Annotated in this window: 20 protein-coding genes; 11 read left to right on the top strand and 9 right to left on the bottom strand. The window is 68.8% G+C overall.

Annotated elements, in window-relative coordinates; genetic code table 11:
* The first annotated feature begins 37 nt into the window (after positions 1-37).
* Positions 38-1,234 (top strand): sensor histidine kinase, encoded by a 1,197-nt coding sequence (locus ACIQLD_RS12420; protein WP_402608289.1) that lies wholly within the window; start codon positions 38-40, stop codon positions 1,232-1,234.
* Complete coding sequence (locus tag ACIQLD_RS12425; protein WP_402608290.1) at positions 1,231-1,878, top strand: response regulator; 648 nt, start codon at positions 1,231-1,233, stop codon at positions 1,876-1,878. The genes ACIQLD_RS12420 and ACIQLD_RS12425 overlap by 4 nt, the downstream gene beginning before the upstream one ends.
* 19 nt (positions 1,879-1,897) lie before the next feature.
* On the opposite strand, the gene ACIQLD_RS12430 is transcribed toward ACIQLD_RS12425, so the two are convergent.
* Positions 1,898-3,136 (bottom strand): MFS transporter, encoded by a 1,239-nt coding sequence (locus tag ACIQLD_RS12430; protein WP_402608291.1) that lies wholly within the window; start codon positions 3,134-3,136, stop codon positions 1,898-1,900.
* 60 nt (positions 3,137-3,196) lie between these two features.
* On the opposite strand from ACIQLD_RS12430, the gene ACIQLD_RS12435 reads away from it, so the two are divergent.
* The gene (locus tag ACIQLD_RS12435; protein WP_402608292.1) at positions 3,197-4,258 is read left to right on the top strand and encodes a LacI family DNA-binding transcriptional regulator; all 1,062 of its coding nucleotides are present in this window, start codon (positions 3,197-3,199) and stop codon (positions 4,256-4,258) included.
* Positions 4,259-4,271: 13 nt separating this feature from the next.
* Here the strand turns inward: ACIQLD_RS12435 and ACIQLD_RS12440 are convergent, their stop codons facing one another.
* Positions 4,272-5,771 carry a hypothetical protein gene (locus tag ACIQLD_RS12440; RefSeq protein ID WP_402608293.1) on the bottom strand — a complete coding sequence of 500 codons (1,500 nt, stop codon included), beginning with the start codon at positions 5,769-5,771 and terminating at the stop codon, positions 4,272-4,274.
* Positions 5,772-5,891: 120 nt separating this feature from the next.
* Here ACIQLD_RS12440 and ACIQLD_RS12445 point away from each other — a divergent pair, with 120 nt between their 5' ends.
* Genes ACIQLD_RS12445 through mnhG form a run of 6 tightly spaced genes read left to right on the top strand, consistent with a single transcriptional unit; the run spans position 5,892 to position 12,267 of the window.
* Positions 5,892-8,861, top strand: coding sequence for a Na+/H+ antiporter subunit A (locus ACIQLD_RS12445; RefSeq protein WP_402608294.1), 2,970 nt, complete (start codon positions 5,892-5,894; stop codon positions 8,859-8,861).
* Complete coding sequence (locus ACIQLD_RS12450) at positions 8,861-9,478, top strand: Na(+)/H(+) antiporter subunit C (protein WP_402608295.1); 618 nt, start codon at positions 8,861-8,863, stop codon at positions 9,476-9,478. Before ACIQLD_RS12445 ends, ACIQLD_RS12450 begins: the two co-directional genes overlap by 1 nt.
* Positions 9,475-11,025 carry a Na+/H+ antiporter subunit D gene (locus ACIQLD_RS12455; RefSeq protein WP_402608296.1) on the top strand — a complete coding sequence of 517 codons (1,551 nt, stop codon included), beginning with the start codon at positions 9,475-9,477 and terminating at the stop codon, positions 11,023-11,025. Before ACIQLD_RS12450 ends, ACIQLD_RS12455 begins: the two co-directional genes overlap by 4 nt.
* On the top strand, positions 11,025-11,615 hold the full coding sequence (locus ACIQLD_RS12460) for a Na+/H+ antiporter subunit E (RefSeq protein ID WP_402608297.1): 591 nt from the start codon (positions 11,025-11,027) through the stop codon (positions 11,613-11,615). The genes ACIQLD_RS12455 and ACIQLD_RS12460 overlap by 1 nt, the downstream gene beginning before the upstream one ends.
* A complete protein-coding gene (locus ACIQLD_RS12465) occupies positions 11,612-11,881 on the top strand; it encodes a monovalent cation/H+ antiporter complex subunit F (RefSeq protein ID WP_021200077.1) in 270 nt (89 codons plus the stop codon). Before ACIQLD_RS12460 ends, ACIQLD_RS12465 begins: the two co-directional genes overlap by 4 nt.
* The gene (gene mnhG / locus ACIQLD_RS12470; protein WP_402608298.1) at positions 11,878-12,267 is read left to right on the top strand and encodes a monovalent cation/H(+) antiporter subunit G; all 390 of its coding nucleotides are present in this window, start codon (positions 11,878-11,880) and stop codon (positions 12,265-12,267) included. The genes ACIQLD_RS12465 and mnhG overlap by 4 nt, the downstream gene beginning before the upstream one ends.
* Before the next feature lie 34 nt (positions 12,268-12,301).
* On the opposite strand, the gene ACIQLD_RS12475 is transcribed toward mnhG, so the two are convergent.
* From ACIQLD_RS12475 to ACIQLD_RS12495, 5 genes are all read right to left on the bottom strand, one after another.
* Positions 12,302-13,063 (bottom strand): alpha/beta fold hydrolase, encoded by a 762-nt coding sequence (locus ACIQLD_RS12475; RefSeq protein ID WP_402608299.1) that lies wholly within the window; start codon positions 13,061-13,063, stop codon positions 12,302-12,304.
* A 58-nt stretch (positions 13,064-13,121) separates the two neighbouring features.
* Positions 13,122-15,776, bottom strand: a complete 2,655-nt coding sequence (locus tag ACIQLD_RS12480) for a penicillin acylase family protein (RefSeq protein WP_402608547.1) — start codon at positions 15,774-15,776, stop codon at positions 13,122-13,124.
* 137 nt (positions 15,777-15,913) lie between these two features.
* Positions 15,914-17,749, bottom strand: a complete 1,836-nt coding sequence (locus ACIQLD_RS12485; RefSeq protein WP_402608300.1) for a YhgE/Pip family protein — start codon at positions 17,747-17,749, stop codon at positions 15,914-15,916.
* On the bottom strand, positions 17,746-18,507 hold the full coding sequence (locus ACIQLD_RS12490) for a hypothetical protein (protein ID WP_402608301.1): 762 nt from the start codon (positions 18,505-18,507) through the stop codon (positions 17,746-17,748). Before ACIQLD_RS12490 ends, ACIQLD_RS12485 begins: the two co-directional genes overlap by 4 nt.
* Positions 18,504-19,157: a TetR/AcrR family transcriptional regulator gene (locus ACIQLD_RS12495; protein WP_402608302.1), complete on the bottom strand. Its 654-nt coding sequence runs from the start codon at positions 19,155-19,157 to the stop codon at positions 18,504-18,506. Before ACIQLD_RS12495 ends, ACIQLD_RS12490 begins: the two co-directional genes overlap by 4 nt.
* 268 nt (positions 19,158-19,425) lie before the next feature.
* Here ACIQLD_RS12495 and ACIQLD_RS12500 point away from each other — a divergent pair, with 268 nt between their 5' ends.
* Complete coding sequence (locus tag ACIQLD_RS12500) at positions 19,426-20,058, top strand: GntR family transcriptional regulator (RefSeq protein ID WP_402608303.1); 633 nt, start codon at positions 19,426-19,428, stop codon at positions 20,056-20,058.
* 87 nt (positions 20,059-20,145) lie between these two features.
* Here the strand turns inward: ACIQLD_RS12500 and argG are convergent, their stop codons facing one another.
* Together argG and ACIQLD_RS12510 are read right to left on the bottom strand one after the other, a co-directional pair.
* Complete coding sequence (argG, locus tag ACIQLD_RS12505; RefSeq protein WP_402608304.1) at positions 20,146-21,591, bottom strand: argininosuccinate synthase; 1,446 nt, start codon at positions 21,589-21,591, stop codon at positions 20,146-20,148.
* Positions 21,592-21,601: 10 nt separating this feature from the next.
* Entirely contained in the window at positions 21,602-22,126 is a 525-nt protein-coding gene (locus ACIQLD_RS12510) for a PIN domain-containing protein (RefSeq protein WP_402608305.1), read from the bottom strand.
* A 184-nt stretch (positions 22,127-22,310) separates the two neighbouring features.
* On the opposite strand from ACIQLD_RS12510, the gene ACIQLD_RS12515 reads away from it, so the two are divergent.
* A complete protein-coding gene (locus tag ACIQLD_RS12515; protein WP_402608306.1) occupies positions 22,311-23,018 on the top strand; it encodes a ZIP family metal transporter in 708 nt (235 codons plus the stop codon).
* Positions 23,019-23,036 lie beyond the last annotated feature (18 nt).

The raw sequence follows: 23,036 nt of genomic DNA on the forward strand, positions 1-23,036 counted from the left end.
GGATGCGCGAGCGCGCACGCCGTGGTTGCATGAGGGCATGCACGAGCAGGTCGAAGGCGGGTTCGGAGCCTGGTACCGCCGGCACCGCTGGTGGGCGGATCCGCTCGGGATGGCGATCCTCGCGGTCGTCATGGCGGGCTTCGGGTTCCGCGGCATCTGGGGTCCTTTCTCGATCCTTCAGGACCCCGTCTCGCCGTGGTGGGCGCTGGCCCTCGCGCTTCCCGCCTGCGCGCTCGCCCTCCTGAAGCGGCGTATGCCTGTGACGGTCCTCGTGCTGGTCACGCTCCTCTTCGTGGTCGATCTGCTCACGGTCGGCGGTATCGGCACCCTCGTGGTGCTGCTGGACGTGCTGTGGACGGCGGCGTTCCTGGCTGGTCCGCGGGGGAGGCGGGTGCTGCTCATCCTGCTGGGGGCATCGACGATCGTCCTCTTCCTCGCCGCCTGGCGCTTCACCGAGGTGTCGTTCGCCGTCGCCTTCCTCATCGGCGTGCAGTTCGGTGCGATCTTCGGCACCGACTACTGGTGGGCGGTGGCCGTCTCCCAGGCCCAGGAGCTCACCGAGCTGCACCGTCAGCGTGCGGAGGACGCCGCCGCGGCAGCGGAACGGGACCGCGTCGAGGCGGTGCAGCGGGAGCGGGAGGCGATGGCGAGAGAACTGCACGACGTGGTCGCCGGCCATGTGATGGCGATGGCGATCCGCGCGGAGGCTGCGCTGTCGACGGCACCAGACCGGGCCAGGGATCGAGAAGCCCTGCAGGCGGTGCGCGATGCGGGCCTCGACGCCCATGGCGCGCTGCGATCGATGATCTCGGTGCTCCGTCGTGGCGACGGGACTCTCGCAGCCACGCCGCGCTGGGCGGATCTCGGCGGAATCGTGCGGGAGGCCGAGCGGGCGGGGCTCGTCGTGCACCTCGACGTCGAGGACGTCGGGGACGTCGGCGCGCGACGCGAGCAGGCTGTCATACGCATCGTGCGGGAGGCCCTGAACAACTGCATCCGCCATGCGGGCGGTGCCGTCGTCGACATCGTGGTCCAGGAGCAGGATGCCGAGGTGCGGGTGGAGGTGCGCTCGCATGGTGGAGTGGCCAGCCGCGCGGCCGCGCATGGCGACGAGGGCTGGGGGCTGCAGATGCTCGAGGAACGCGTCGGCGCGCTGGGCGGCGCCTTCTCCGCGGGACCGACCACGGGCGGATGGGCGGTCGAGGGGCGCATCCCGGTGGAGGCGAGGGCATGACGGCCCCGACCGTGCTGCTGGCCGACGATCACGGCGCGATCAGAGCGGGCCTGCGCATCATGCTCGAGGCGCAGGGCATCACGGTGGTCGGGGAGGCCGCGGATGGCGAGGTCGCTGTCCGCAATGCCGCAGCGCTGCGCCCCGACGTCGTGCTCATGGACCTGCGGATGCCGGGGCGCGACGGGATCTCGGCCACCAGGGAGATCGTCGAGCGCGGTCTCGGCGACGTCCTGGTCCTGACGAGCTTCGACGAGGACGACCTCGTCTTCGGGGCCATCCGTGCCGGCGCCGTCGGCTTCCTCCTCAAGACGGTCGACGCCCCCACCCTCGGGCAGGCCGTCCGTGCGGTCGCTGCGGGTGACGGTGCGCTGGATGCGCGGGTGACCCGACGTGCGCTCGCCGCCGTCGCCGAGAACACGCCGCCGACTGTGCCCGGGGCGCGTCAGGCAGCGCTCCCGGATCTCACGGCTCGGGAGCAGGAAGTGCTCGACGGGATCCTGCAGGGGTGGTCGAACGCCCAACTCGCCGCACGGCTGCGCATCTCGGTGCCCACGGTCAAGACGCACGTCTCCAACGTGCTGACGAAGCTCGGTGCCCGCAGCCGCTCGCACGCGGCAGCGCTCGTCCGCGGCGGCGAGGACTGAGCCGCAGCCCTTGCCGGCGTCAGACCTGTGCCGTCGTGGTGACCGGGGTCTTCTCGTCGTCGCGGAGCGGACGGGCAGCGCCGGAGAACAATCCGGACATCACCACCAGCGCGACGAGGATGAACAGGGTGTTCAGCAGGCCGATGTGCTCGCTGATGACCCCGAGCACGGGAGGTCCGCCGAGGAACGAGATGTAGCCGATGGTCGCCGCCGCGCTCACCCGTGCCGCGGCCTTCGCCGGGTCGTCTGCCGCCGCCGACATGCCGAGCGGGAAGCCGAGAGATGCGCCGATGCCCCAGAGCGCCGCCCCCACCAGCACGAGCGGGAAGGTGGGCGCGAGGATGAACAACAGGATGCCCGATGCCGCAGTCGCCGCGAGGATGCGCAGCACCAGGACGCGCCCGAAGCGGTCGACGAGCGGCCCGCCGAGCAGCCGCACGACGGTCATGCCGACCGAGAACACGGCGAGCGAGACGGCTCCGGTGCCCTCGGCGAAGCCGTGACCCTGCTCCGTGCCGAGTGCGATCCAGTCGTTGGCGCCGCCTTCTGCGAACGACATGCCGAGCATGACGACGCCGATCAGATAGGTGCGCGGCTCGCGCCAGGCCTCGAGTGCGGTGTGCATGCGTGCGCGGAAGGCGGGCTTCTCATGTGTCACCGGATCGAGGGCGGCCTCGCGCGAGGGCACCTGGAAGAAGCAGATGACCGCGATCAGGGCGATCAGCCCACCCATGATCGCGGCGTGGGTGGCGACGTTCATCGTGAGCTGCGCCGCGAGAGCGCCGATTCCCGCGCCGATGACCGTGCCGAAGCTGAAGAACGCGTGGAAGACCGGCAGGATCGTGCGGCCCATCTGCTGCTCGATCGCCGTGGCCTCGACGTTCATCATCACGTCGACCGATCCGTTGCCGAACCCGAAGAGCGCCATGCCGACGATCACGAGGGGCACGGAAACGAAGACGTTGGCCCCCAGGCCCACGAGCGTGATGCCGGATGCGAAGGTCAGCATCGTCAGGAGCATGCCCCGGCGGGCGCCCAGGCGCGCCATCACGGCGGGACCCGTCGAGATGCCGATGATCGACGACGCGCCCATGCCGAGCAGGATGAGGCCGACCTGGGCGTTGTCGAGTCCCAGCGCCTCCTTGATCCCGGGCACACGCGACGCCCAGGTCGCGATCGACAGGCCGCTCGCGAGGAAGATGGCGAAGATCGCGGCGCGCCAGCGCACGAACTGCGAACGGGAGAGCGCTGTTTCCATGCCGGACAGCCTATCGAATCGATTCGACCGAAGGGAAGCGAAGGGAGCTATCCTCGAAGTATGAGCAGTCAGGAGACGCCGCGTCGGCCCACGATCGCCGACGTCGCACGTGAGGCGGGCGTGGCGACATCCACGGCCTCGGTCGTCTTCAGCGGCAAGGCGAACGTGGCAGCCGCCACGCGGGAGCGCGTGCTCGCCGCGGCAGCCGACCTCGGCTACGCCGGCCCGGATCCTCGCGCGGCATCCTTGCGTCGCGGGCGCAGTGGCATCGTCGCCGTCGTTCTCGAGGGGCACCTGCGCGCTGCGTTCCTCGATCCGGTGACGACGGCCATGATGGACGGCCTCACCGACGGTCTCGCCGACCTCAGCGCGGGCATCCTCCTGATGCGCGACGAACCGGGGGAGGAGGGGGCGGCCATCACGAACGCGCCCGTCGACGCCTTCGTCCTCATCGGATGCTCGGGACGCACGAAGGCGTCGCTCGAAGTCGTCGTCGGCCGCGGCCTGCCGGTGGTCGTGATCGAAGGCGACGCCGGTGAGGAGATCCCCCGCATCACGCTCGACAACGTCGCGGCGTCCGCCGACGTCGCCCGTCACGTCCACGACCTCGGCCACCGTGACGTGGCGCTGGTCACGCTCTCGCTCGACAGCGAACGGGAACGGGGGCCCGTGACCCCCGAGCGGATCGCGAACGCGACGGTCGATGTCTCGGTGCATCGACTCGAGGGGATGCGTCAGGTGTTCCCCGAGGCGCCGGCGATCTCGGCGTCCGGCAGCCTCATCGACGAAGGGGTGCTGGTGGGACGGATGCTCCTGACCGACCCTGCCACCCGCCCGACGGCCGTGCTCGCCCAGAGCGACCTGCTCGCGGTCGGAGTGATCCGAGCGGCGGAGGAACTGGGTCTCCGCGTGCCCGAGGATCTCTCGGTCGCCGGATTCGACGGCATCCCGCTCGACGGCCTCGGAGATCTCGCCCTCACCACCAGCGTGCAGCCGGCGGTCGAGAAGGGTCGCGCGGCGGGGGAGCAGGTTGCCCGCATGCTCCGCGGTGAGCCCGGTGAGACGCAGCACCTCACCTGCGTGTTCCGCGCCGGCACGACGACCGGTCCCGTCCCGCGCTGAGCGGCAGCCCTTCTCAGCTGCGCTGGGGACCGAGCGGCAGACTGCTCTCCTCGAAATCGAGGATGCGGTAGCGCCCGCAGTCGATCACCTCGTCAGGGGCCGTCGATGTCGAGAGGCGCCAGGGGACGGTCTGCGCATCTTCGACGAGGAATGACACTTCGCCCACGTCGAAGTCCGTTCGGTTCACGAGCCACGCGTAGCCGTTGAGCTCATGATCGACCTGCACGAGACGGGCGGGATCGGCCAGATGCAGTTTCGGCAGGCGAACCGTCCAGAACTGGCCGGCCCCCACGCGGCCCGAGGCGTCGACCCAGTCGGTCACACACACGAGATCGGGGTCGGGGGCGGCGCTCGCAGCGGCGAGTCGGGGGGCGCTGAAGGCGCCACCGATCAGGAGCATCACGGTGGCGGCCGCAGCGAGGAGCGAACCGGTACGCATCGACACTCGCCAGGCACGGGGAGCAGCCACCAGGGCGAACACCGGCGCGAAGGCGAGCGGCTGCAGGTACCGAGCGGCGTGCGTGCCGAGAGCGATCGCGCCGATCGCGACGAGCACGGGCGTGACCCACGCGACCGTCGCGACGAACCGCGCGCCGGCGTCGCCCGCTCGTACCGTGCGTGCGATCGCCAGCACGAGGAGGGAGCTCACGATCAGGACGCCGATGATGCCGGCGGGCGTCGCCATGCGGTCGGTGAGGAGGGCTCCGTAGTAGCGCACCGACTCGGTCCACCGCTCGGGCTGGACGTAGCCGGCTCCCGTGTTCGCGATCCATGCCCGAAGGGGAATGCGACCGAGGAACCCCAGTGCGGTGCCGGTGACCAGGACGACGAGGAGCATCGCCGTGCGGGTGCGGCGGGGTGAGCGGATGAGCATCAGGGCGAGGAGAAGAGTGATCGGGATCGTGGCCCAGGCAGCGAACAGCGGATTCGAGAGCGTGGAGACGGCGGCGGTCGCCCCGAGTGCGATCACGAGCCCCGCGCCACCGGCGACGCGATCGATCACCCGCCGCACCAGGCCGACCGACAGCACGACGCCGACCACTGTGGCCGAGTAGTAGGTGGTCGTGAGCAGGAGTGACGCGAGCTCCAGGGCATCTCGTGATCCCGAGACATCGGTCATCGCCAGGAGGCCGAAGGCCCCGAGCCCGACGAGGGCCCACATGACCGGTGCCGTGTCGTCCCGTCGGCGACCGACGACGAGTCTGAGCGCGCCGTAGAGCGCGAGCATGTTGATGACGGCATTGACCGTGAGCAATCCGTTCACGTCGAGCGGGAGCACGGCGTCGAGGCTTGCGAACACCGCGGACTCGGGCAGGAACAGCACGCTGGACATCGCCCAATCCAGCGGAGCGCCGGAGAGGACGGATCTCGCGAACATGCCCACGATCAGGGAATCTCCGTCACGGAACAGCAGCTCGGCGCGAGCGGAAGAAGCGACCTGCGCCGTCGTGATCATCGCCACGGCCAAGGCCCCCGACCAGCCCGCGAGCTCTCGAACCCAGACCCGCCGCATGGGGCTACTCTCGCACGATCGTGCAAACGTGGACCTCAGGAACCTCTCGCGCCGGTAAACTGGTCTGACACCCGCCCGCCTGTGCCGAAATGGCCGACGAGCCCTGAGGGAGCCGCGTATATGCTGATGCTCCTCGCTGTGTTCCTCCTCGGGTCGCTGCTGATGCCCGTTCTGGTGCGCTGGCTCGGAGCTCAGGCTTTCGCCATCGCCGCCCTCGTTCCGGCCGCCGCCTTCGTGCACGCACTCGTCATGACGCCGCAGGTGCTCGACGGACCCGTGCCGTTCGAGTCGGTCGAGTGGATCCCGCAGCTGGGTCTGAACCTCTCCATGAACATGGACGTGCTCGGCTGGGTGCTCACCCTGATCGTCACGGGCGTCGGGGCGCTGGTTCTCCTCTACTGCCGCTGGTACTTCTACGAGGACTCGGCAGGAGTCGGTCAGTTCGCCGGTGTGCTGCTGGGGTTCGCCGGCGCGATGTACGGCCTCGTCCTGACCGACGACCTCGTGATCCTCGTCATGTTCTGGGAAGTCACGAGCATCCTCTCGTACCTGCTCATAGGTCACTACCGTCGCCGAGCGGCCAGTCGTCGTGCGGCGCTGCAGGCTCTGCTGGTGACGACGCTCGGCGGCCTCGTGATGTTCGTCGGCGTCGTGCTGCTCGTGGTCGACACCGGTACCTCGAGCATCCGCGAGATCCTCGTCATCGCGCCCAGCGGACCCCTGGTGGATGCCGCGATCGTGATGCTCCTGATCGGTGCCATCAGCAAGTCGGCGCTGTTCCCGTTCCATTTCTGGCTGCCCGGTGCCATGGCCGCGCCCACGCCGGTGAGCGCGTACCTGCACGCAGCCGCGATGGTGAAGGCCGGCATCTACCTCATCGCCCGCTTCGCACCGATCTTCGCGTTCAGCACGACGTGGCGTCCCATCGTCGTCACCCTCGGCATCCTCACGATGCTGCTCGGCGGCATCCAGGCGCTGCGCGAGACCGACCTCAAGCGCATCCTCGCCTTCGGCACCGTGAGCCAGCTGGGCTTCTTCGCCGTGGTCGTCGGCTACGGCACGCAGGCGACGGCACTCGCGGGTCTCGCGCTCGTCATCGGGCACGCGCTGTTCAAGTCGGCACTGTTCCTGATCGTCGGTGTGATCGACCGTCAACTGTCCACCCGAGACATCAATGAGCTCTCCGGCGTCGGCCGGCAGGCGCCGGTCATGGCGACTGCGGCATTCATCTCGGTCGCCTCGATGGCCGGCATCGCTCCGACCATCGGGTTCGTCGCCAAGGAGTCCACGCTCACCGCTCTCCTCGACGACGCCCAGGGCGGTTCTCCCTGGGGCCTCGTGGCGCTCATCGGCATCATCGTCGGATCCATGCTCACAGCGGCATATGGCGTGCGCTTCCTCTGGGGCGCGTTCTGGAAGAAGCGCGACGAGCACGGACAGCAGCTGCCAGACACCGCATGGCCCGACCCGCCGGTGGGCTTCCTGTCGGCACCGATCATCCTCGCCGGAGTCACCATCGCCGCGGGCATCGGTGCCCCAGCGCTCGACACGGCCCTGCAGGGATACGCCCTCACCGCGACCCCGGGGCTCGACCATGCGGGCGAGGCTGTCGAGGGTCCTGGCCACCTCGCCCTGTGGCACGGCTTCGAGCCCGCCCTGGGCATCTCGATCCTGTCGATCCTGCTCGGTATCGGGCTCTTCCTGCTCACCCGCAGGACCGGATGGGACCGTAAGGCCCGGATCCTGAGATTCACCGCGGCCGACGTCTACTACTTCGTCATGCGCGGCGTCGACCGTCTCTCGGTGCTCAGCACGACGCTCACCCAGCGCGGCTCACTGCCGGTCTATGTCGGCACCATCTTCGTGGTGTTCGTCGCCGCCGAGGTCACCGCCCTGATCGCGAGCGACATCGATCGGTACAACCTGTCCCTCTGGCACACCCCGGCGCAGATCGTCGTCGCACCGATCATGGCGATCGCCGGCATCTTCGCGGTCCGTGCGCAGAAGCGCTACACCGGCGTGGTGCTGGTCTCGGTCACCGGACTCGGCATGGTCGTGCTGTTCGCGACGAGCGGCGCTCCCGACCTCGCGCTGACACAGATCCTGGTCGAGACGGTGACGATGGTGACCTTCGCGCTCGTGCTGCGTCGTCTTCCGGCACGGATGGGTGAGCACAACGCTTCGGTCGGACGCATCCCCCGTGCACTGCTGGCGATCGGAGTGGGCGTCACGATGGCCTTCGTCGCCGTCGTCGCCACGCAGTCGCGTGTCGCCGACCCGATCTCGGAGGCGTTCCCGAAGCTCGCGTACGAGATCGGCCACGGAAAGAACGTCGTCAACGTGGCGCTGGTCGACCTGCGCGGCTGGGACACGATGGGTGAGCTCTCGGTGCTCGTGCTCGCCGCGACCGGTGTGGCCTCCCTGGTGTTCGTCACGCACCGTGCCGACCTGCTCGCCGCCACCAAGAACCTCCCTCGAGCGACGCGCAAGGCCGCCCGCAGCCGCCCGCTCGTCGAGACCACCGAGGGCATCCGGTTCCAGACATCCGAGAACGAGAGCAGCCCGCGGGCGTGGCTCGTCGGCGGTCAGAAGATGAAACCCGAGAACAGGTCGATCCTGCTCGAGGTGATCGTCCGCATCCTGTTCCACACGATCATCGTGGTGTCGATCTTCCTGCTCTTCTCCGGCCACAACCTGCCCGGCGGCGGCTTCGCCGGGGGGCTCGTCGCGGGTATGGCTCTCGTGATGCGCTACATCGCCGGCGGGCGCTGGGAGCTGGGCGCTGCCGCTCCCACAGACGCGGGACGACTGCTCGGCACCGGCCTCATCCTGGCCGTCGGCACCGCGGTCGTGCCCCTGTTCTTCGGCCTCGCGCCCCTGACCAGCACCTTCTGGGAGTGGGAGATCCCCGGTATCGGACACATGGAGTTCGTCACCTCGACGATCTTCGACGTCGGCGTGTACCTCGTGGTCATCGGGCTCGTCCTCGACGTGCTGCGCAGCCTCGGCGCCGAGGTCGACCGTCAGGCGGCGCTGCGCACCACGCCGGGTCCTGAAGGATTCCTCTCCCGCGGCGGGAGGAGCAGCTGATGGACGTCTCCCTCACCCTGATCGTCATCATGGCCATCCTCTTCGCGTGCGGCGTGTACGCGATGCTGGAGCGGAGCCTGACCCGCGTGCTGATCGGCTTCCTGCTGCTCGGCAACGCCACGAACCTGCTGCTCCTGATCGTGATGGGCGTTCCCGGCAACGCCCCGTTCTTCGGCACGGAAGGGGAGATGAGTGATCCGCTCCCGCAGGCGCTCACCCTCACCGCCATCGTCATCACGTTCGCGGTCTCGGCCTTCCTGCTCGCCCTGATCTATCGTTCCTGGCAACTGGGCCAGGCCGACACGGTCGAGGACGACGAGGCCGACATCGCGCTGCGCGAGCGCACCGACGCCGACGAAGACCTCATGGACGACGAGTCCGAGACCGACGACGACGAGGCCACCACCGACTTCGTCGGCGTGCAGACCGCGCCCATCACGGTCCTGCACATGCGCGATCACCCCTCGATCCACGACGATGCGCCGTTCGACGCGCCCACCGGATGGGGGAGCGAACCCTCCGAACCCTCAGAACCGTCAGAACACTCGGACGAGGGCCGTGAACCGCGCCCGGACGAACCCCACGACCACGACGAGAACCAGGAGGGCAGGCCATGACCGCCCTCGTCCCGCTCCTCGTCGCACTGCCTCTGCTCGGGGCCGCCGTCACCCTCGTCTTCGGGCGCAATGCGCGCCTGCAGGTCGTCGTCACGGTGGCCACCCTCGCCGCGGTCTCGGTGATCGCCGCCGTACTCCTGGTCGTGGTCGACTCCGGTGCTCCGCTGGCGGTGTCGGTCGGCGGCTGGCCCGTCCCCTTCGGCATCGTGCTCTACGTCGACAGGCTCGCCGCGCTCCTGGTGCTCGTCTCCAGCATCGTGCTGCTCGCCGTGCTCCTCTTCTCCATCGGCCAGGGAGCCGCAGACGGCACCGATGAGACGCCGATCTCGATCTTCAACCCCTCGTACCTGATCCTCGCGGCCGGCATCTTCAACGCCTTCATCGCCGGTGACCTCTTCAACCTCTACGTCGGCTTCGAGATCCTGCTCGTCGCGTCGTACGTGCTGATCACCCTCGGCAGCACCGAGTCGCGCATCCGCACCGGCGCGGTCTACATCGTCGTCTCGCTGGTCTCGTCGATCCTGTTCCTCGCATCGATCGCGATGATCTACGGCGCGCTCGGCACGGTCAACATGGCCCAGATCGCCGAGCGGATGTCGGAGCTCCCGCAGGAGACGCAACTGGTGCTGCACCTGATGCTGGTGGTGGCGTTCGGCATCAAGGCCGCCATCTTCCCGGTGTCGTTCTGGCTGCCCGACTCGTACCCGACCGCACCGGCCCCGGTCACCGCGGTGTTCGCCGGCTTGCTGACGAAGGTCGGCGTGTACGCGCTGATCCGCACCGAGACGCAGCTCTTCGCCTCGAACAGCATCGACACGCTGCTGCTGATCATCGCGCTCGCGACCATGATCGTCGGGGTGCTCGGTGCGGTCGCACAGGCAGAACTCAAACGAATCCTGTCGTTCACGCTGGTCAGTCACGTCGGCTACATGATCTTCGGTCTCGCGATAGCCACACCCGCCGCGATCGGCGCCACGGTGTATTACATCGTGCACCACATCGTCGTACAGACGACTCTGTTCCTCGCCGTCGGGCTCGTGGAGCGTCGAGCGGGAAGCACCTCGATCCTGCGCGTCAAGGGACTGCTGAAGGTGGCGCCCCTGATCGCCATCCTCTACTTCGTGCCCGCGATCAACCTCGGTGGGCTGCCGCCCTTCTCGGGTTTCATCGGCAAGTTCGCCCTCTTCGAGGCGGCGGCATCGGTCGGCACACCGATCATGATCGTGCTGATCTTCGGCGGAATCGTCACCTCGCTGCTGACGCTGTACGCCCTGATGCGCGCCTGGAACCTCGCCTTCTGGCGCGAGGAGGAGGACTCCACCGAGACCGAGGGACGCATCTCGTACCTCGGCAACGCGCCCGCAGCCGATGAGCAGCAGGAGCGTCGTCGCATCCCGAAGATCATGACCGTCGCAACCGGCGGAATGGTCGCGGTCACGCTGGCGCTGACGATCTTCGCCGGCCCGCTCTACGCCCTCTGCGACCGCATCGGTGCCGCGCTGCTGCAGCCCGTGAGCCTCGTGCAGCTGGAAGAGGAGGTGGGCTGATGGCGCGCGACACCCGACGTCACCTCTGGCGCGACATCCGCGTGCAGCTGCCGTTCCTCGCGTGGCTCGTGGTGCTCTGGATGCTGCTGTGGGCCCAGTTCACGGTGCTGTCGTTCCTGACCGGACTCGTCGTCGCGATCTTCGTCACCCGCGTGTTCCGCCTGCCGACCGTCGCACTCTCCGGCCGCATCAACCTCTGGTACGCCGCGTTGTTCGTGGTGCAGTTCCTGTTCGCGGTGCTGAGCGGTGCCCTCTCGGTCACGGTGCAGGTGTTCGACTTCCGTCGCCAGCCCGGCACGGCCATCATCGCAGTGCCGTTGCGCTACGCCGACGACCTGGTGATGACGCACGTCGCCGTGGTTTCGTCGCTGATCCCCGGGTCGCTGGTCGTGGAGACCGATCGCGACCGACGCATCCTCTACCTGCACGTGATCGGCGTCAGGAACCTCGACGACGTCGAGAAGCAGCGCGCCGGGGTGCTCCGGTGGGAGCGACGCGTGGTGCGTGCGCTCGGCGACCCCGCTCAGTATCGTGCCCTCAAGGCCGACGAGCGCGCGGGCCTCGGATCGACGAAGGGCGGTGCCCGATGAACATTCTGCTGCTGCTGATCATGGTGGTGTTCGGCATCGCCGCAGTGCTCGCGCTGATCCGCATCGTGCGAGGCCCGTCGATCCTCGACCGCGCTGTCGCCTCCGACGTGCTGCTCACCGAGGTGATGTGCGTGATTGGTGCCGAGATGGCGATCAACGGTCACACCCGGAACATCCCCGTGCTCCTGATCATCGCGGCCATCGGAGTGTTCGGGTCGATCGCCGTCGCCCGGTTCGTCGCGAGAAGGGACAACACGACACCATGAACGTGTTCGGTCTCATGATTCCGGATGCCGTCATCGACGTGGCGGTCCTGGTGCTCATCCTGCTCGGCGCGCTGTTGTGCCTGTCGGCGGCGGTGGGGCTGCTGCACTTCCGCGATGTGCCCTCACGTCTGCACGCGGCGACCAAGCCCCAGGTGCTCGGGTTGCTGCTCATCTGCATCGCGATCGCCCTGTCGCAGCGCTCGATCGGCGGCATCCTGCTGGGGTTCGTGCTGGTCGCCCCCGTCGTGCTGATGCAGTTCGCGACCGCTCCGCTCTCCGCGCACATGGTGGGTCGTCAGGCGTATCGCAACGGCACCATCGAGCAGCGCGGCCTCGTCGTCGACGAACTCGCCGAGTCGAAGCAGACCCCGCCCGCCGCAGGCTGATCTGGGCACACCGGGGTGACCCCCGGCCGACCCACTAGAGGCGGGCGGTGAATTCGTGGATCAGGCGGGCCGCGGGCTCGGAGTCGCTGATCAGCGTGCCGTGACCGTGGTCGGGGATGACTTCGAGGTCGGCGCCGGGGATGGCATCGATGATCTCGCGGCACCAGCTCATCGGCGCGAGGGGATCGCTCTCCCCGCGGAGCACCAGCACCGGGCAGTCGATGCGCACGAACGCATCCTCAGGCTCGTGCACGATCGTCGCGCGCATCTTGCGGACGAGGTGAGGGCCGCCGCGGAGGTACTCCCTGGCACCGCGCCAGATGACCAGGGGGCGCTCACCGATGAGGTCGGTCAGCAGGTACCGTGCCTGGGCGCCGATGTTGCGTGCCGCCTTGTTCACGGTGGGTCCGGCCAGCACGACCCCCTCGACGAGGGACGGATGCCGCGCGGCGAGCTCGGCCGCGATCTGGCTGCCCATCGAATGGCCGATCACGATGACCGGGCCCGAGTCGACGTGCTGCAGGTAGGCCGCGACGAGGTCGGCGTGCCGTTCCATGGTGAGCGTCCGCGTGGGCTCGGGCGCCTCGCCGAAGCCGGGCAGGTCGAGGGCGATGACCCGGCCTTCGAGACGCTGCACGACGTCGAGGTAGACGCTCCGCCCCATTCCGATGCCGTGCAGCAGCAGGTAGGTGTGCGTGCCCTCTCCGAAGGTCTCGGCGATGAGGGTCGCACCTGCGTGCTCGAACTCCAGGAGCATGACGGGGGTGCCCTTGGGGGCGAGATAGCTGGATGGCACCCGTCAACGCTAGCCGAGCATCCTGGGGCGCCGCTTCGGACGCCCCGAGTGCGGTCGTTCAGCCCGCCGGCGTCAGCACCAGGGTGTCGACGGCGGCCGCCTTCACGGCCTTCGCCGAGTATGCCCACGGCTTCTGGATGCCTACTGCCCAGTCCGCCGTCTGATCCGTGTAGTGCTCGTTGTACGCGTGACCCGAGGCGCCGGTGAGATGGTTCCAGGTCGAGGCGTCGAAGTCGGAGAGGTCGACCACCATGCGCATCGACGGCACGGTCGTGGTGGCGTACGAGACGCCGAGCTCCCAGCCCGTCGCGTTCACCACGGAAGCGCCTCCGCTCACGGGGAACGGTCCCCGGTTGAACAGCGCTTCGATCGGTGCGATGCCCGAAGAGCCGAGCGTCTCGCTGGTGAGGGTGATCGCGTGCAGGTCGCCCCAGTTCCAGCGCGAGACGGTGGTGCCCTGAAGAGCGGCCAGTTCGTCGTAGGCCTCTTCCGCCGACAGAGCCAGCATCTGCTCCATGCCGTCGACGTCGATCTGCTCGTTGACCCAGAGCGGGTCGGACGGATCGGCCAGCATGTCGGAGACGACCGTGAAGAGCCGACCCTGACCGTCGATGGGGAGCGGCTGGGCGCGCTCGGCGAAGATGTTCTGCACCAGATTCGACCACAGCACGTTCGCGTAGGCTGCCGCCGCCGACGAGGCCGTGTTCTGCCCGTCCCATCCCTGCAGCAGCTCGACGGCCTCGGTCGCGCCGGCGCCGGACACCTCGACGTCTGCCAGCGCTGTCGTCAGCTGCGTGCCGATCCACATCTCGTCGTCCATCTGGATCTCGCGCATGTCGTCGGCGGTCAGGAGGGCGACGGCTGCCCGCCGCTCGATGAGGTGGGCGATGCGTGCCGCGCGGTAGCCGTAGTCCCAGTCGCGCGAGAGGAAGTAGGCGTAGTCGTCGGTGACGATCGCGTTGTTCGCGGTCACGATGTACCCCGAGTTGGGGTTGTACGACACCGGCAGCTCCTCGAACGGGATGAACCCGGTCCAGTCGTAGCTGCTGTCCCATCCGGGCTGCGGCATCCATCCGTCGCCCGCGCCACGGATCGGAAGGCGACCGGGGGTCTGGTAGCCGATGTTGCCCTCGGTGTCGGCGTAGATGAGGTTCTGCGCCGGCACGTCGAAGAGCGAGGCGGCGTAGCGGAAGTCGTCGAAGTCCTGCGCGGTGGAGAGCGCGAAGATCGCCGTCGCCGCCGTGCCGGGATCGAGCGCGGTCCACCGCAGACTCACGGCGTACTCGGCGTCATCGGAACCGGGCGCCGAGGTCGCCGGTGTGACGGCCTCGGCGCCGAGCGCGGGTTCCGGGTCGTCGGCGATGGCCGTGAAGTCGTCCGTGAGTCCCGAGATGAGAGGGCCGTGCACGGTCGAGCGGATGGTCAGTTCGATATCGTCGCCGCCGGCGACCTTGATCGTCTCGGTGCTCTCCTCCAGGGGCACCAGCGCTCCGTCGCGCCAGTACTGGTCGCCTTCGACCCGCTCGATGTAGAAGTCGGTGACGTCGGTGGTGAGGTTGGTGAATCCCCAGGCGACCTTCTGGTTGTGGCCGATCACGATGCCGGGAAGGCCGGAGAACGAGAAGCCTCCCACGTCGAACGGGCACTCTTCGCTCACCGTCGAGCACTTCAACTGCACCTGATACCAGACCGACGGCAGCGACGCCCCGAGGTGCGGATCGTTCGCGAGCAGCGGCATCCCGGTTTCGGTGAGGTCTCCGGAGACGACCCAGGAGTTCGAGCCGATGCCCTCGCCGACGTCGCCGACCAGCACGCTCGCTGCCTCGATCACGTTCGCTGTCTCCTTCCACTCGACGGTCGTCGATGCCTGCTGCATCTCGCCGTCGGTTTCGGAGGAGAGGAACGCCGCGGGCTCCGCATCGGTGCCGAGCGTGGGAACGGTCGAGATCTTGGGCACGATCACGGGGTTCTCATCGAACGGATAGTCGGGGTAGAGCGTGGCCAGCATGTCGTCGGTGGTCGCGTCGTCTGCACCCGCGCCCTCGTTCAGCTCGGCGGCGAGCAGGGAACGTTCGGTCTCGTCCTCGATGTTGCCGCGGAGGTCCCAGGCCATGGCCTTGAGCCAGGCGACGGAATCGGCAGGCTCCCAGGGCTCGGGCACGTAGGCGGGGTTCTGCAGGCCGATCACGGCGTACTCGAGCGACAGCTCGGCGCCGGAGCGCGAGGCCAGGTAGGCGTTCACGCCATCCGCATACGCCTCGTAATAGCCGCGGGTGGTGTCGTCCATCGCCTCGACTTCGGCCTCGGCGACCTTGCGCCAGCCGAGCGTGCGGAGGAAGGCGTCGGTGCCGGCCTGTGATTCCCCGAACATCTCGGCGACGCGGCCGGCGGTCACATGGCGGCGGAAGTCCATCTCGAAGAACCGGTCCTGCGCGTGCACGAAACCCTGCGCGTAGAACAGGTCGTCGGTCGAATCGGCGGTGATCGTCGGGATGCCACGATCGTCGCGTTGCACCGTGACCTCGGCCGAGAGCCCGTCGAGCTCGATGGACCCCTCGGTCTGCGGGAAGGACCGCTGGATGGTCCAGGTCACGAAGAACGCCGCGGCCACGGCGACCACGACGATACCGGCCACGACGAGGAACGCGATGCGTCCGATGCGAACGCCCAAAGAGGGGCGAGAAGGTGCGGCGGACTCCTGCGAATCGGTCATCATCGTCGAGAACTCTTTCGGGTAGACAGGTGGAACTCAGTCCCACCGAGCCCCAGTGCGCGTTTCAGGGTCGCGCCTTCGCATCATATCCGCACCGGCGCTCGCCGCGAGGAGTTCCGCGACGAGCACCGGGCCGATCATCCGATCAGGCTCGGCTGCAGATCGCGCAGGGTGCGCCGGTGCGTCATGCGCGTCACGCCGATCATCGCGAACAGCAGCGCGCCGACGAGCCACGCGCCGAGCACGGCCAGATCCCACCCGGCGCGCGCGAAGTCGCCGCCGTACATGAGTTGGCGCATCGCATCGACGACGTATCCCAGCGGCAGCACGTGGTGCAGGGCGGCGAGGGGGGCAGGCAATGTCTGCCAGGGGAACGTGCCACCCGCGGTCACCAGCTGCAGAACCATCAGCACCAGACCGAGGAACTGCCCGACCGAGCCGAGCCAGACGTTCAGAGCGAGGATGATCGCGGCGAAGGTCGCCGACGCGAACACCATGACGCCGAGGGTGCCGAGCGGATGGTCGAAGGTGAAGCCCAGGGTGATGGCGAGGATGCCCATCAACCCGAGCATCTGCACGGCACCGAGCATCGCCGGGGTCAGCCAGCCGGCCAGCGTGATGCGGACGGGGGAGTGCAACGCCGTGATGGCGCGCCGGGAGATGGGCTTCACGATCAGGAAGAGGGCGTAGATGCCGATCCATGCGGACAATGCAGCGAAGAACGGGGCGAGGCCGGCGCCGTAGTCCTCGGCGGATGCGACCTTGTCGCTCGACACCTTGACCGGGTCGGCGATCGTCTGGGCCTGCAGGGATCGCAGGTCGGGTGTGGAGGCGGGAATCGCGTCGACGCCCTGTGACAGTCCGTCGCGCAGCTGGGCCGTGCCGGAGGCGAGCGTGGCGAGTCCATCCCGCAACTGTGCGGCACCGTCGTTCGCGGCGGCGGCACCCGTGGCGACCGTGCCGGCACCGGCGGCGAGTTCGGAGGCGCCCGAGGCGAGCGACGCGGCACCGTCGGCGAGCTGGTCGACCTTGCCGACCGCCGCCTGTACCTGCGTGTTCCCCTCCTGCAGACGTGCGCCGAGCGGATCGAGCGTGGCGAGCACCTGGTCGATCTCGTCGGGCGTGAGCCCCTGCTGCGTCAGCGCGTTCGCGATGTCGGTGCGCACCTGCGGCAGGGCGTTCGCGGCCTGCTGCACCGCGGTTCCCGCCCGGTCGGCGATATCGGCGAGCTGACGGTTGCCCGCGCTCACCTGCTGGGCGCCGTTCGCCAGGCTCTGCGCCCCGGTCGCCAACTGCGCCGTCCCGTCGGCGAGCTGCGCGGTTCCCTCGGCGAGGGAGGAGCTGCCGGCGGCGGCGGTGTCGGCGCCGTCGGTGAGCTGTGTGGCGCCGTCCGTTGCCGTGATCAGCTTGTCGCGCACGTCGCTCAGACCGGTGAGCAGGCGTTCCGCGGCCTGGCTGCCGACCATCTCGGCGACAGAGCTGCGGATCTTCTCCACGGCCTGCGTGCCCATCGACGAGGCGAGGTAGTTGTTCGCGTCGTTGGTCTCGAGGTCGATGCGCGCCTGGTGCGGATCGGACCCCGCGGCTGAGGTCAGCGCCGAGGAGAAGTCGGCCGGGATCGTCACGGTGAAGTCGACCGCGCCGACGTGCAGGGCTTCGGAGGCTTCGTCGGCCGACATCAGCTGCCAGTCGAAGGCGTTGCCCTTGATGAGGTTCTCGGCCACGTCCTCTCCGTAGTTCACGGTCTCGCCGGTCGCGGGCTCGGTTCCGGTGGTGGGCGCGGGGGCGCCCTCGTCGTCGACGACGAGGGCGACCGGGACCTCGGGGAACTTCGCGTACGGATCCTGGTTCGCCCACAGGTAGAGGCCGCCGTAGAGGATCGGGACGCAGATCAAGGCGACCAGGGCGATGATGCCCATCCGGCTCGCGGTGAGTCGCCGGAGTTCGGCGGCGATCATGGCGGGAACCTTCATCGCGCTTCTCCGTTCTCGTTCGTGGCGGGTGGCTCGGACGTGGCGGATGTCTCGGCTACGGCGGACACCTCGTCGGTCGGGGGCGTTGCGGTCGGGGGCGTTGCGGTTGCGGGCTCTTCGAGCGCGAGCGGTTCGACGGGACCGGAGGCGTTGATCGCGTCGAACTCCTGCATCCGCTCCAGGGCGACGGCTGCGGAACCCCCGATGATCACGAGCATCGCGTAGCCGCGGTCGGTGAACTCTCCCGCGATGCGCCACCAGCCATCGGGGCTTCCTCCGTGACGGTCGGGAGAGACGAGCACGATGCCCTCGACTCCGGAGCGGAGCACCGCGAGCTCGCACAGGATGCGCACCCGCGCGGCGGGGTCGATCGTGCCGAACGGCACGGTCGCGAGCTCGGTATAGCCGAGTCGTGCCAGCCAGCGGCGTGCGTGCAGGGGAGTGGCGCCGAGGCCGGCGAACATGAGCTCTTCCTCGACGACGCCGACGAGGGCGACGTCGGGGTGAGGGTCGCTGACGGCGGGGGCGTCGACGAGGGCGACACGACGACGCAATGCCTTCGGATCGTCGGCGTCGTCGATGCGCACGCGGCCGGTGTCGGGGCGCATGCGACCGCTCGCGATGAGTCCGAGCACCGTCGGGCGCTGTTCCGTCTCGGCCAGGGCGAAGCGCACCGAGCCGGTGTGGAACTCGAGCGACATCGCGGGCAGTGCCTGGCCGTTGCGGCCCTTGCTCACGTCGTGCAGGGTGATCTTCATGCGCGGCCTTCCGGGGTGCGCGGCGACCCCGTCGGGGCGGCGGCGGATGCGGCGATGTCGGGGTGGGACGTGAGCAGATCGTCGGCCTCGCGCCAGGAGAGCCCGGCGATGCTCAGCACCGTCCGCACGGCGAGGTCGGCCGCACCCGTGCTGGTTGCGTCCGTTCGGGAGATGACCGTGCGAGCCATCTCCTCGATGAGGCGCGCGAGGGTGGGGGCGGCGAGGTCGGTGCGGAAGCTGCCGTCTTCCTGGCCTCGGCGCACGAGCGCTGCCACGGTGCGACGCAGGGGGGCGAGGGCGGTGGCGGTGTGCTCGACGTGTGCCTCGTCGAGGGCGAGGGCTGCGGCCACCTGCACATGCGCGGCTTCGTGCCAGAGGTGGGCCGCGAGGCGGGCGAGGGCGAGCCGCGCGTCGGGGTCGTCGATCGAGGCCGCGATGGCGTTGAACCGCTGTGTGCCGCTGGAGATGAGTTCGCGGATGAGGGCGTCGCGGTCATCGAAGTGCCCGTACAGGGTGCGTCGCGAGAGTCCGGCGCTGCGCGCGATGACGTCGATGGAGGCGTGCGGATGCACGGCCAGTGTCGAGCGAGCGGCGGAGAGGATGCCTGCGCGATTCTCGACGGCGTCGCGGCGGGGTGCACGAGTGGTCATGACTTCATCGTAGGGATCATGCACAACGTTGTGCAAGATATACGTGAGATTCACGGAGAGCGCTCAGGCGGCCGGTGCACAGCTTCCGGTGATCTGCGCCGTGTTATGTTACGCGTTGCGCGCTGGCGTGCGCGGGGGGATGGCGCCGGTTCCGGATACGGGAGTGTTCGGTTCGCGAGTGTCGACCGTTTCGAGTGGTGGGGGAACCGCTGTGGTCGAGGGAGAGTGTGATTTGGCAGGCATCGATGTCGCGCTGGAGCGCAGAACGATGAGTGAAGATGTCTATCGCCGGTTGCGCGATGCGATCGTGGACGGTGAGCTGCGACCGGGTGAACGCCTTCGCGACTCCGAACTGGCAGAGGATCTGGGGACCTCCAAGACCCCCGTCCGGCATGCATTGGCGCGTCTGGCGGAACAGGGCCTCGTCGAGATGCAGCGAAATCGCTTCACGCGCGTGGCGCCGCTCGACCTCGACCAGATCCGCGACGCGATCGCCCTCTTCGGTGATATCTGGATCGGATCGGTGCGGCATGCGATGCCGCTCATCGGAGAAGATGATGTCACCTACCTCGTCGACCTGACGGAGGACATGTCGGTCGCCGCGGGTGAGCGCGACGTCGTGGCCTACGGGGTCGCCCTGCGTGCCATCGCGATCGGCTTCGCGCGTCTCGAGGGCAACGCCCTGCGGGCATCCGTGATCGAGCTGCTCGGGCCGCAGATCCGACGCTTCACGCAGCACGCCGCCGGTTGGTTCGATTGGGTGGCGAGCGAGCGGTCCACCCTCGAGATCAGAGACGCCATCGTGGGTCGAGATGCGACGCAGGTGCGCGCGGCTCTCGTGACCCTGTTCGACGAGGTGCTTCCCGGCATCATCGATCGCACCGAGGCCCGAGACGTCTGAGGCGGAACGCCGCTGAGGCCGGGCGGGTGCCTGAACGCACCGATGCGCCGACACCCGAGGGTGCCGGCGCATCGTGTCGTTCGAGGATCAGTCGGTGCCGGAGTCGAAGGCCGCGCCTTCGGAGGCCGAGTCGACGGCGTCGGCCAGCGTCTCGTCGGCTTCGGAGATCGACCCGTGGACAGACTCGGTGATCTCCGCCGACTCGCCGGCGGTGACGCGGCCGACGAGCTCGCCGGTCGCGCCGCCCACGAGGCCGAGGCCCGCGTACTGCTCGAGGCGCGCACGGGAATCCGCGATATCGAGGTTGCGCATGGTGAGCTGGCCGATGCGGTCGACCGGGCCGAAGGCGGCGTCGCCGACACGCTCCATCGACAGCTTCTCGGGGCCGTACGAGAGGTTCGGTGAGACGGTGTCGAGAATGGTCCAGTCGTCGCCGCGGCGCAGACGGATCGTGACGGTGCCCGAGATCGTGAGGCCGACCCAGCGCTGGATCGATTCGCGCAGCATGAGCGACTGCGGCTCGAGCCAGCGGCCCTCGTACATGAGGCGGCCCAGGCGGCGACCCTGCTCGTGGTAGGTCGCGAGGGTGTCTTCGTTCAGGATGCCGTTGACCAGCCGCTCGTACGCGATGAACAGCAGCGACATGGCCGGAGCCTCATAGATGCCACGCGACTTCGCCTCGATGATGCGGTTCTCGATCTGGTCGCTCATGCCGAGGCCGTGGCGACCGCCGATCGTGTTCGCCTCCATCACCAGGGCCACCGGGTCGGAGTACTCGACACCGTTGATGGCGACCGGGCGGCCGGCCTCGAAGGTGACGGTGACGTCTTCGGTCTCGATCGCGACGGACGGGTCCCAGAACTTCACGCCCATGATCGGGTCGACGGTCTCGAGCGACACGTCGAGGTGTTCGAGTGTCTTGGCCTCGTGCGTCGCGCCCCAGATGTTGGCGTCGGTCGAGTAGGCCTTCTCGGCGGAGTCGCGGTAGGGGAAGTCGCGGGCGACGAGCCAGTCGCTCATCTCCTTGCGGCCACCGAGCTCGGTGACGAAGTCGGCGTCGAGCCACGGCTTGTAGATGCGCAGGCGCGGGTTCGCGAGCAGCCCATAGCGGTAGAACCGCTCGATGTCGTTGCCCTTGTAGGTGGAGCCGTCACCCCAGATGTCGACGCCGTCCTCCTTCATGGCGCGCACCAGCATGGTGCCGGTGACCGCGCGACCGAGGGGCGTCGTGTTGAAGTAGGTCTTGCCGCCGGAGCGGATGTGGAAGGCGCCGCAGGAGAGGGCGACGAAGCCCTCTTCGACCAGGGCGGTCTTGCAGTCGATCAGGCGCGAGGCTTCTGCGCCGTACTCGAGCGCGCGGCCGGGGATCGAGGCGATGTCGTCTTCGTCGTACTGGCCGAGGTCGCCGGTGTACGTGAAGGGAACCGCGCCCTTCTCGCGCATCCACGCGACGGCGACGGAGGTGTCGAGTCCTCCGGAGAAGGCGATGCCGACGCGCTCGCCGACGGGCAGGGACTGGAGGACCTTGGACATGCTTCCCAGTCTATCGGCGGGCGGCGTGTCGCCCCGTGTCGCATGAGACGAGGCGCACGGTGACGCCGAGGGCCGCGTACGTGCCCATCGCACGACGATCGCATGTGACGAGCGTCGCGCCCGCGTCACGGGCGCACAACGCGACCAAGCCGTCGTAGACCGCTCCTCCGGAGATCTCCGCATCCGCGAGAGCATCCACGGCGGTGAGCGCTGACTGTGCGGAGAGCGAGATCGACTGCGGGAAGGCGGCACGGATGGCGTCCGCGGCTGCCGACGGCGACAGTCGGTTGGGGCCCGGCAGCCGGGTCAGCACAGAGTATGTCTCCGCGGAAGCGTGCCCGGCGAGGCCGAGGGTGGCACCGGCGCACGCACTCTGCACTGCATCATGGGCCGTGTTGTCTTCGACGAGAAGAGCCACTGCGGCGCTCGTGTCGAGGACGAGGTCAGCGCTGGCCGTCAAGGCGGAGCTCGCGAACGTCGTCGGGTGTGAGCGTGGTGCCGGAAGACCCGACGAGTACACAGCGACGTTCGTCACTCCGAACGCCGACTACTCCGGCTGAGGGACATCCTCGTGGCGGTGCGAAAGCGCAGACGCAGAGCGTGCCACACGGCGAGTCGACTCCCGACGCGCCGACGGATGCGCGACACGTCTCCGTTTTCGCCCAGGCGGAGGCGGCGGGTGCTCACCAAGGTGGGAGAGTGGCCCCACGGAGGTAGACATGGGCGAAGCGGTCCTGTGGGGTCTGGTCGCGGCGGCGCCGCTGTTCATCGGTGCGGTGCTCGCGCTGCTGCGCACGTGGCCGCCGCGCTGGCTCGGCATCGTGCTCGGTTTCGGCGCCGGCGCGCTCATGGCGTCGATCGCTTTCGAGCTCTGGGAGGAGGGGCTCGACCTCGCCGGCCCCGTCCCCCTCGTGGTCGGTGTCGCGGCGGGAGCGATCAGCTACTACATCGCGGACCGCATTCTCGACGCCAGGGCCGCGAAGGCCAAGGAGCAGGCGGGCGGGGGCCAACTCGCCGTGGGTGCTCTGCTCGACGGCATCCCGGAGCAGCTGGTGCTCGGTATCGGACTCGCGTCCGGGGAGCCGGTCAGCATCGCGCTCGTGGTCGCCATCCTGGTCTCGAACCTGCCCGAGTCGATCGGCTCGGCCGCCGACCTGCTCGAAGGCGGCATGGCGAAGTCGCGGGTGCTGCTGCTCTGGGCCGGCGTGACCGTGATCTGCGCCGTCGCGACCATCGCGGGCTTCGGTCTGGCGAGCATCACCGGTGACGATTTCCGCTCAGCGGCGAGCGGCTTCGCTGCGGGAGCACTGCTCGTGATGCTGGTCGACTCGATGATCCCCGAGGCGCAGTCCAAGGCGAAGGAGTCGACGGGCCTCGCGACCGTGCTGGGCTTCGCGCTCGCCGCCGGGCTCGCCCTCGCCTCCTGAGTGTGGATCCCCGGGTAC

Source organism: Microbacterium sp. NPDC091662, assembly GCF_044756705.1.
Lineage (GTDB): Bacteria > Actinomycetota > Actinomycetes > Actinomycetales > Microbacteriaceae > Microbacterium.

Coding starts and splice junctions, on each gene's coding strand:
- ACIQLD_RS12420 (WP_402608289.1), top strand. CDS start 38: ATGCACGAGCAGGTCGAAGGCGGGTTCGGAGCCTGGTACCGCCGGCAC.
- ACIQLD_RS12425 (WP_402608290.1), top strand. CDS start 1,231: ATGACGGCCCCGACCGTGCTGCTGGCCGACGATCACGGCGCGATCAGA.
- ACIQLD_RS12430 (WP_402608291.1), bottom strand. CDS start 3,136: ATGGAAACAGCGCTCTCCCGTTCGCAGTTCGTGCGCTGGCGCGCCGCG.
- ACIQLD_RS12435 (WP_402608292.1), top strand. CDS start 3,197: ATGAGCAGTCAGGAGACGCCGCGTCGGCCCACGATCGCCGACGTCGCA.
- ACIQLD_RS12440 (WP_402608293.1), bottom strand. CDS start 5,771: ATGCGGCGGGTCTGGGTTCGAGAGCTCGCGGGCTGGTCGGGGGCCTTG.
- ACIQLD_RS12445 (WP_402608294.1), top strand. CDS start 5,892: ATGCTGATGCTCCTCGCTGTGTTCCTCCTCGGGTCGCTGCTGATGCCC.
- ACIQLD_RS12450 (WP_402608295.1), top strand. CDS start 8,861: ATGGACGTCTCCCTCACCCTGATCGTCATCATGGCCATCCTCTTCGCG.
- ACIQLD_RS12455 (WP_402608296.1), top strand. CDS start 9,475: ATGACCGCCCTCGTCCCGCTCCTCGTCGCACTGCCTCTGCTCGGGGCC.
- ACIQLD_RS12460 (WP_402608297.1), top strand. CDS start 11,025: ATGGCGCGCGACACCCGACGTCACCTCTGGCGCGACATCCGCGTGCAG.
- ACIQLD_RS12465 (WP_021200077.1), top strand. CDS start 11,612: ATGAACATTCTGCTGCTGCTGATCATGGTGGTGTTCGGCATCGCCGCA.
- mnhG (WP_402608298.1), top strand. CDS start 11,878: ATGAACGTGTTCGGTCTCATGATTCCGGATGCCGTCATCGACGTGGCG.
- ACIQLD_RS12480 (WP_402608547.1), bottom strand. CDS start 15,776: ATGACCGATTCGCAGGAGTCCGCCGCACCTTCTCGCCCCTCTTTGGGC.
- ACIQLD_RS12485 (WP_402608300.1), bottom strand. CDS start 17,749: ATGAAGGTTCCCGCCATGATCGCCGCCGAACTCCGGCGACTCACCGCG.
- ACIQLD_RS12490 (WP_402608301.1), bottom strand. CDS start 18,507: ATGAAGATCACCCTGCACGACGTGAGCAAGGGCCGCAACGGCCAGGCA.
- ACIQLD_RS12495 (WP_402608302.1), bottom strand. CDS start 19,157: ATGACCACTCGTGCACCCCGCCGCGACGCCGTCGAGAATCGCGCAGGC.
- ACIQLD_RS12500 (WP_402608303.1), top strand. CDS start 19,426: ATGAGTGAAGATGTCTATCGCCGGTTGCGCGATGCGATCGTGGACGGT.
- argG (WP_402608304.1), bottom strand. CDS start 21,591: ATGTCCAAGGTCCTCCAGTCCCTGCCCGTCGGCGAGCGCGTCGGCATC.
- ACIQLD_RS12515 (WP_402608306.1), top strand. CDS start 22,311: ATGGGCGAAGCGGTCCTGTGGGGTCTGGTCGCGGCGGCGCCGCTGTTC.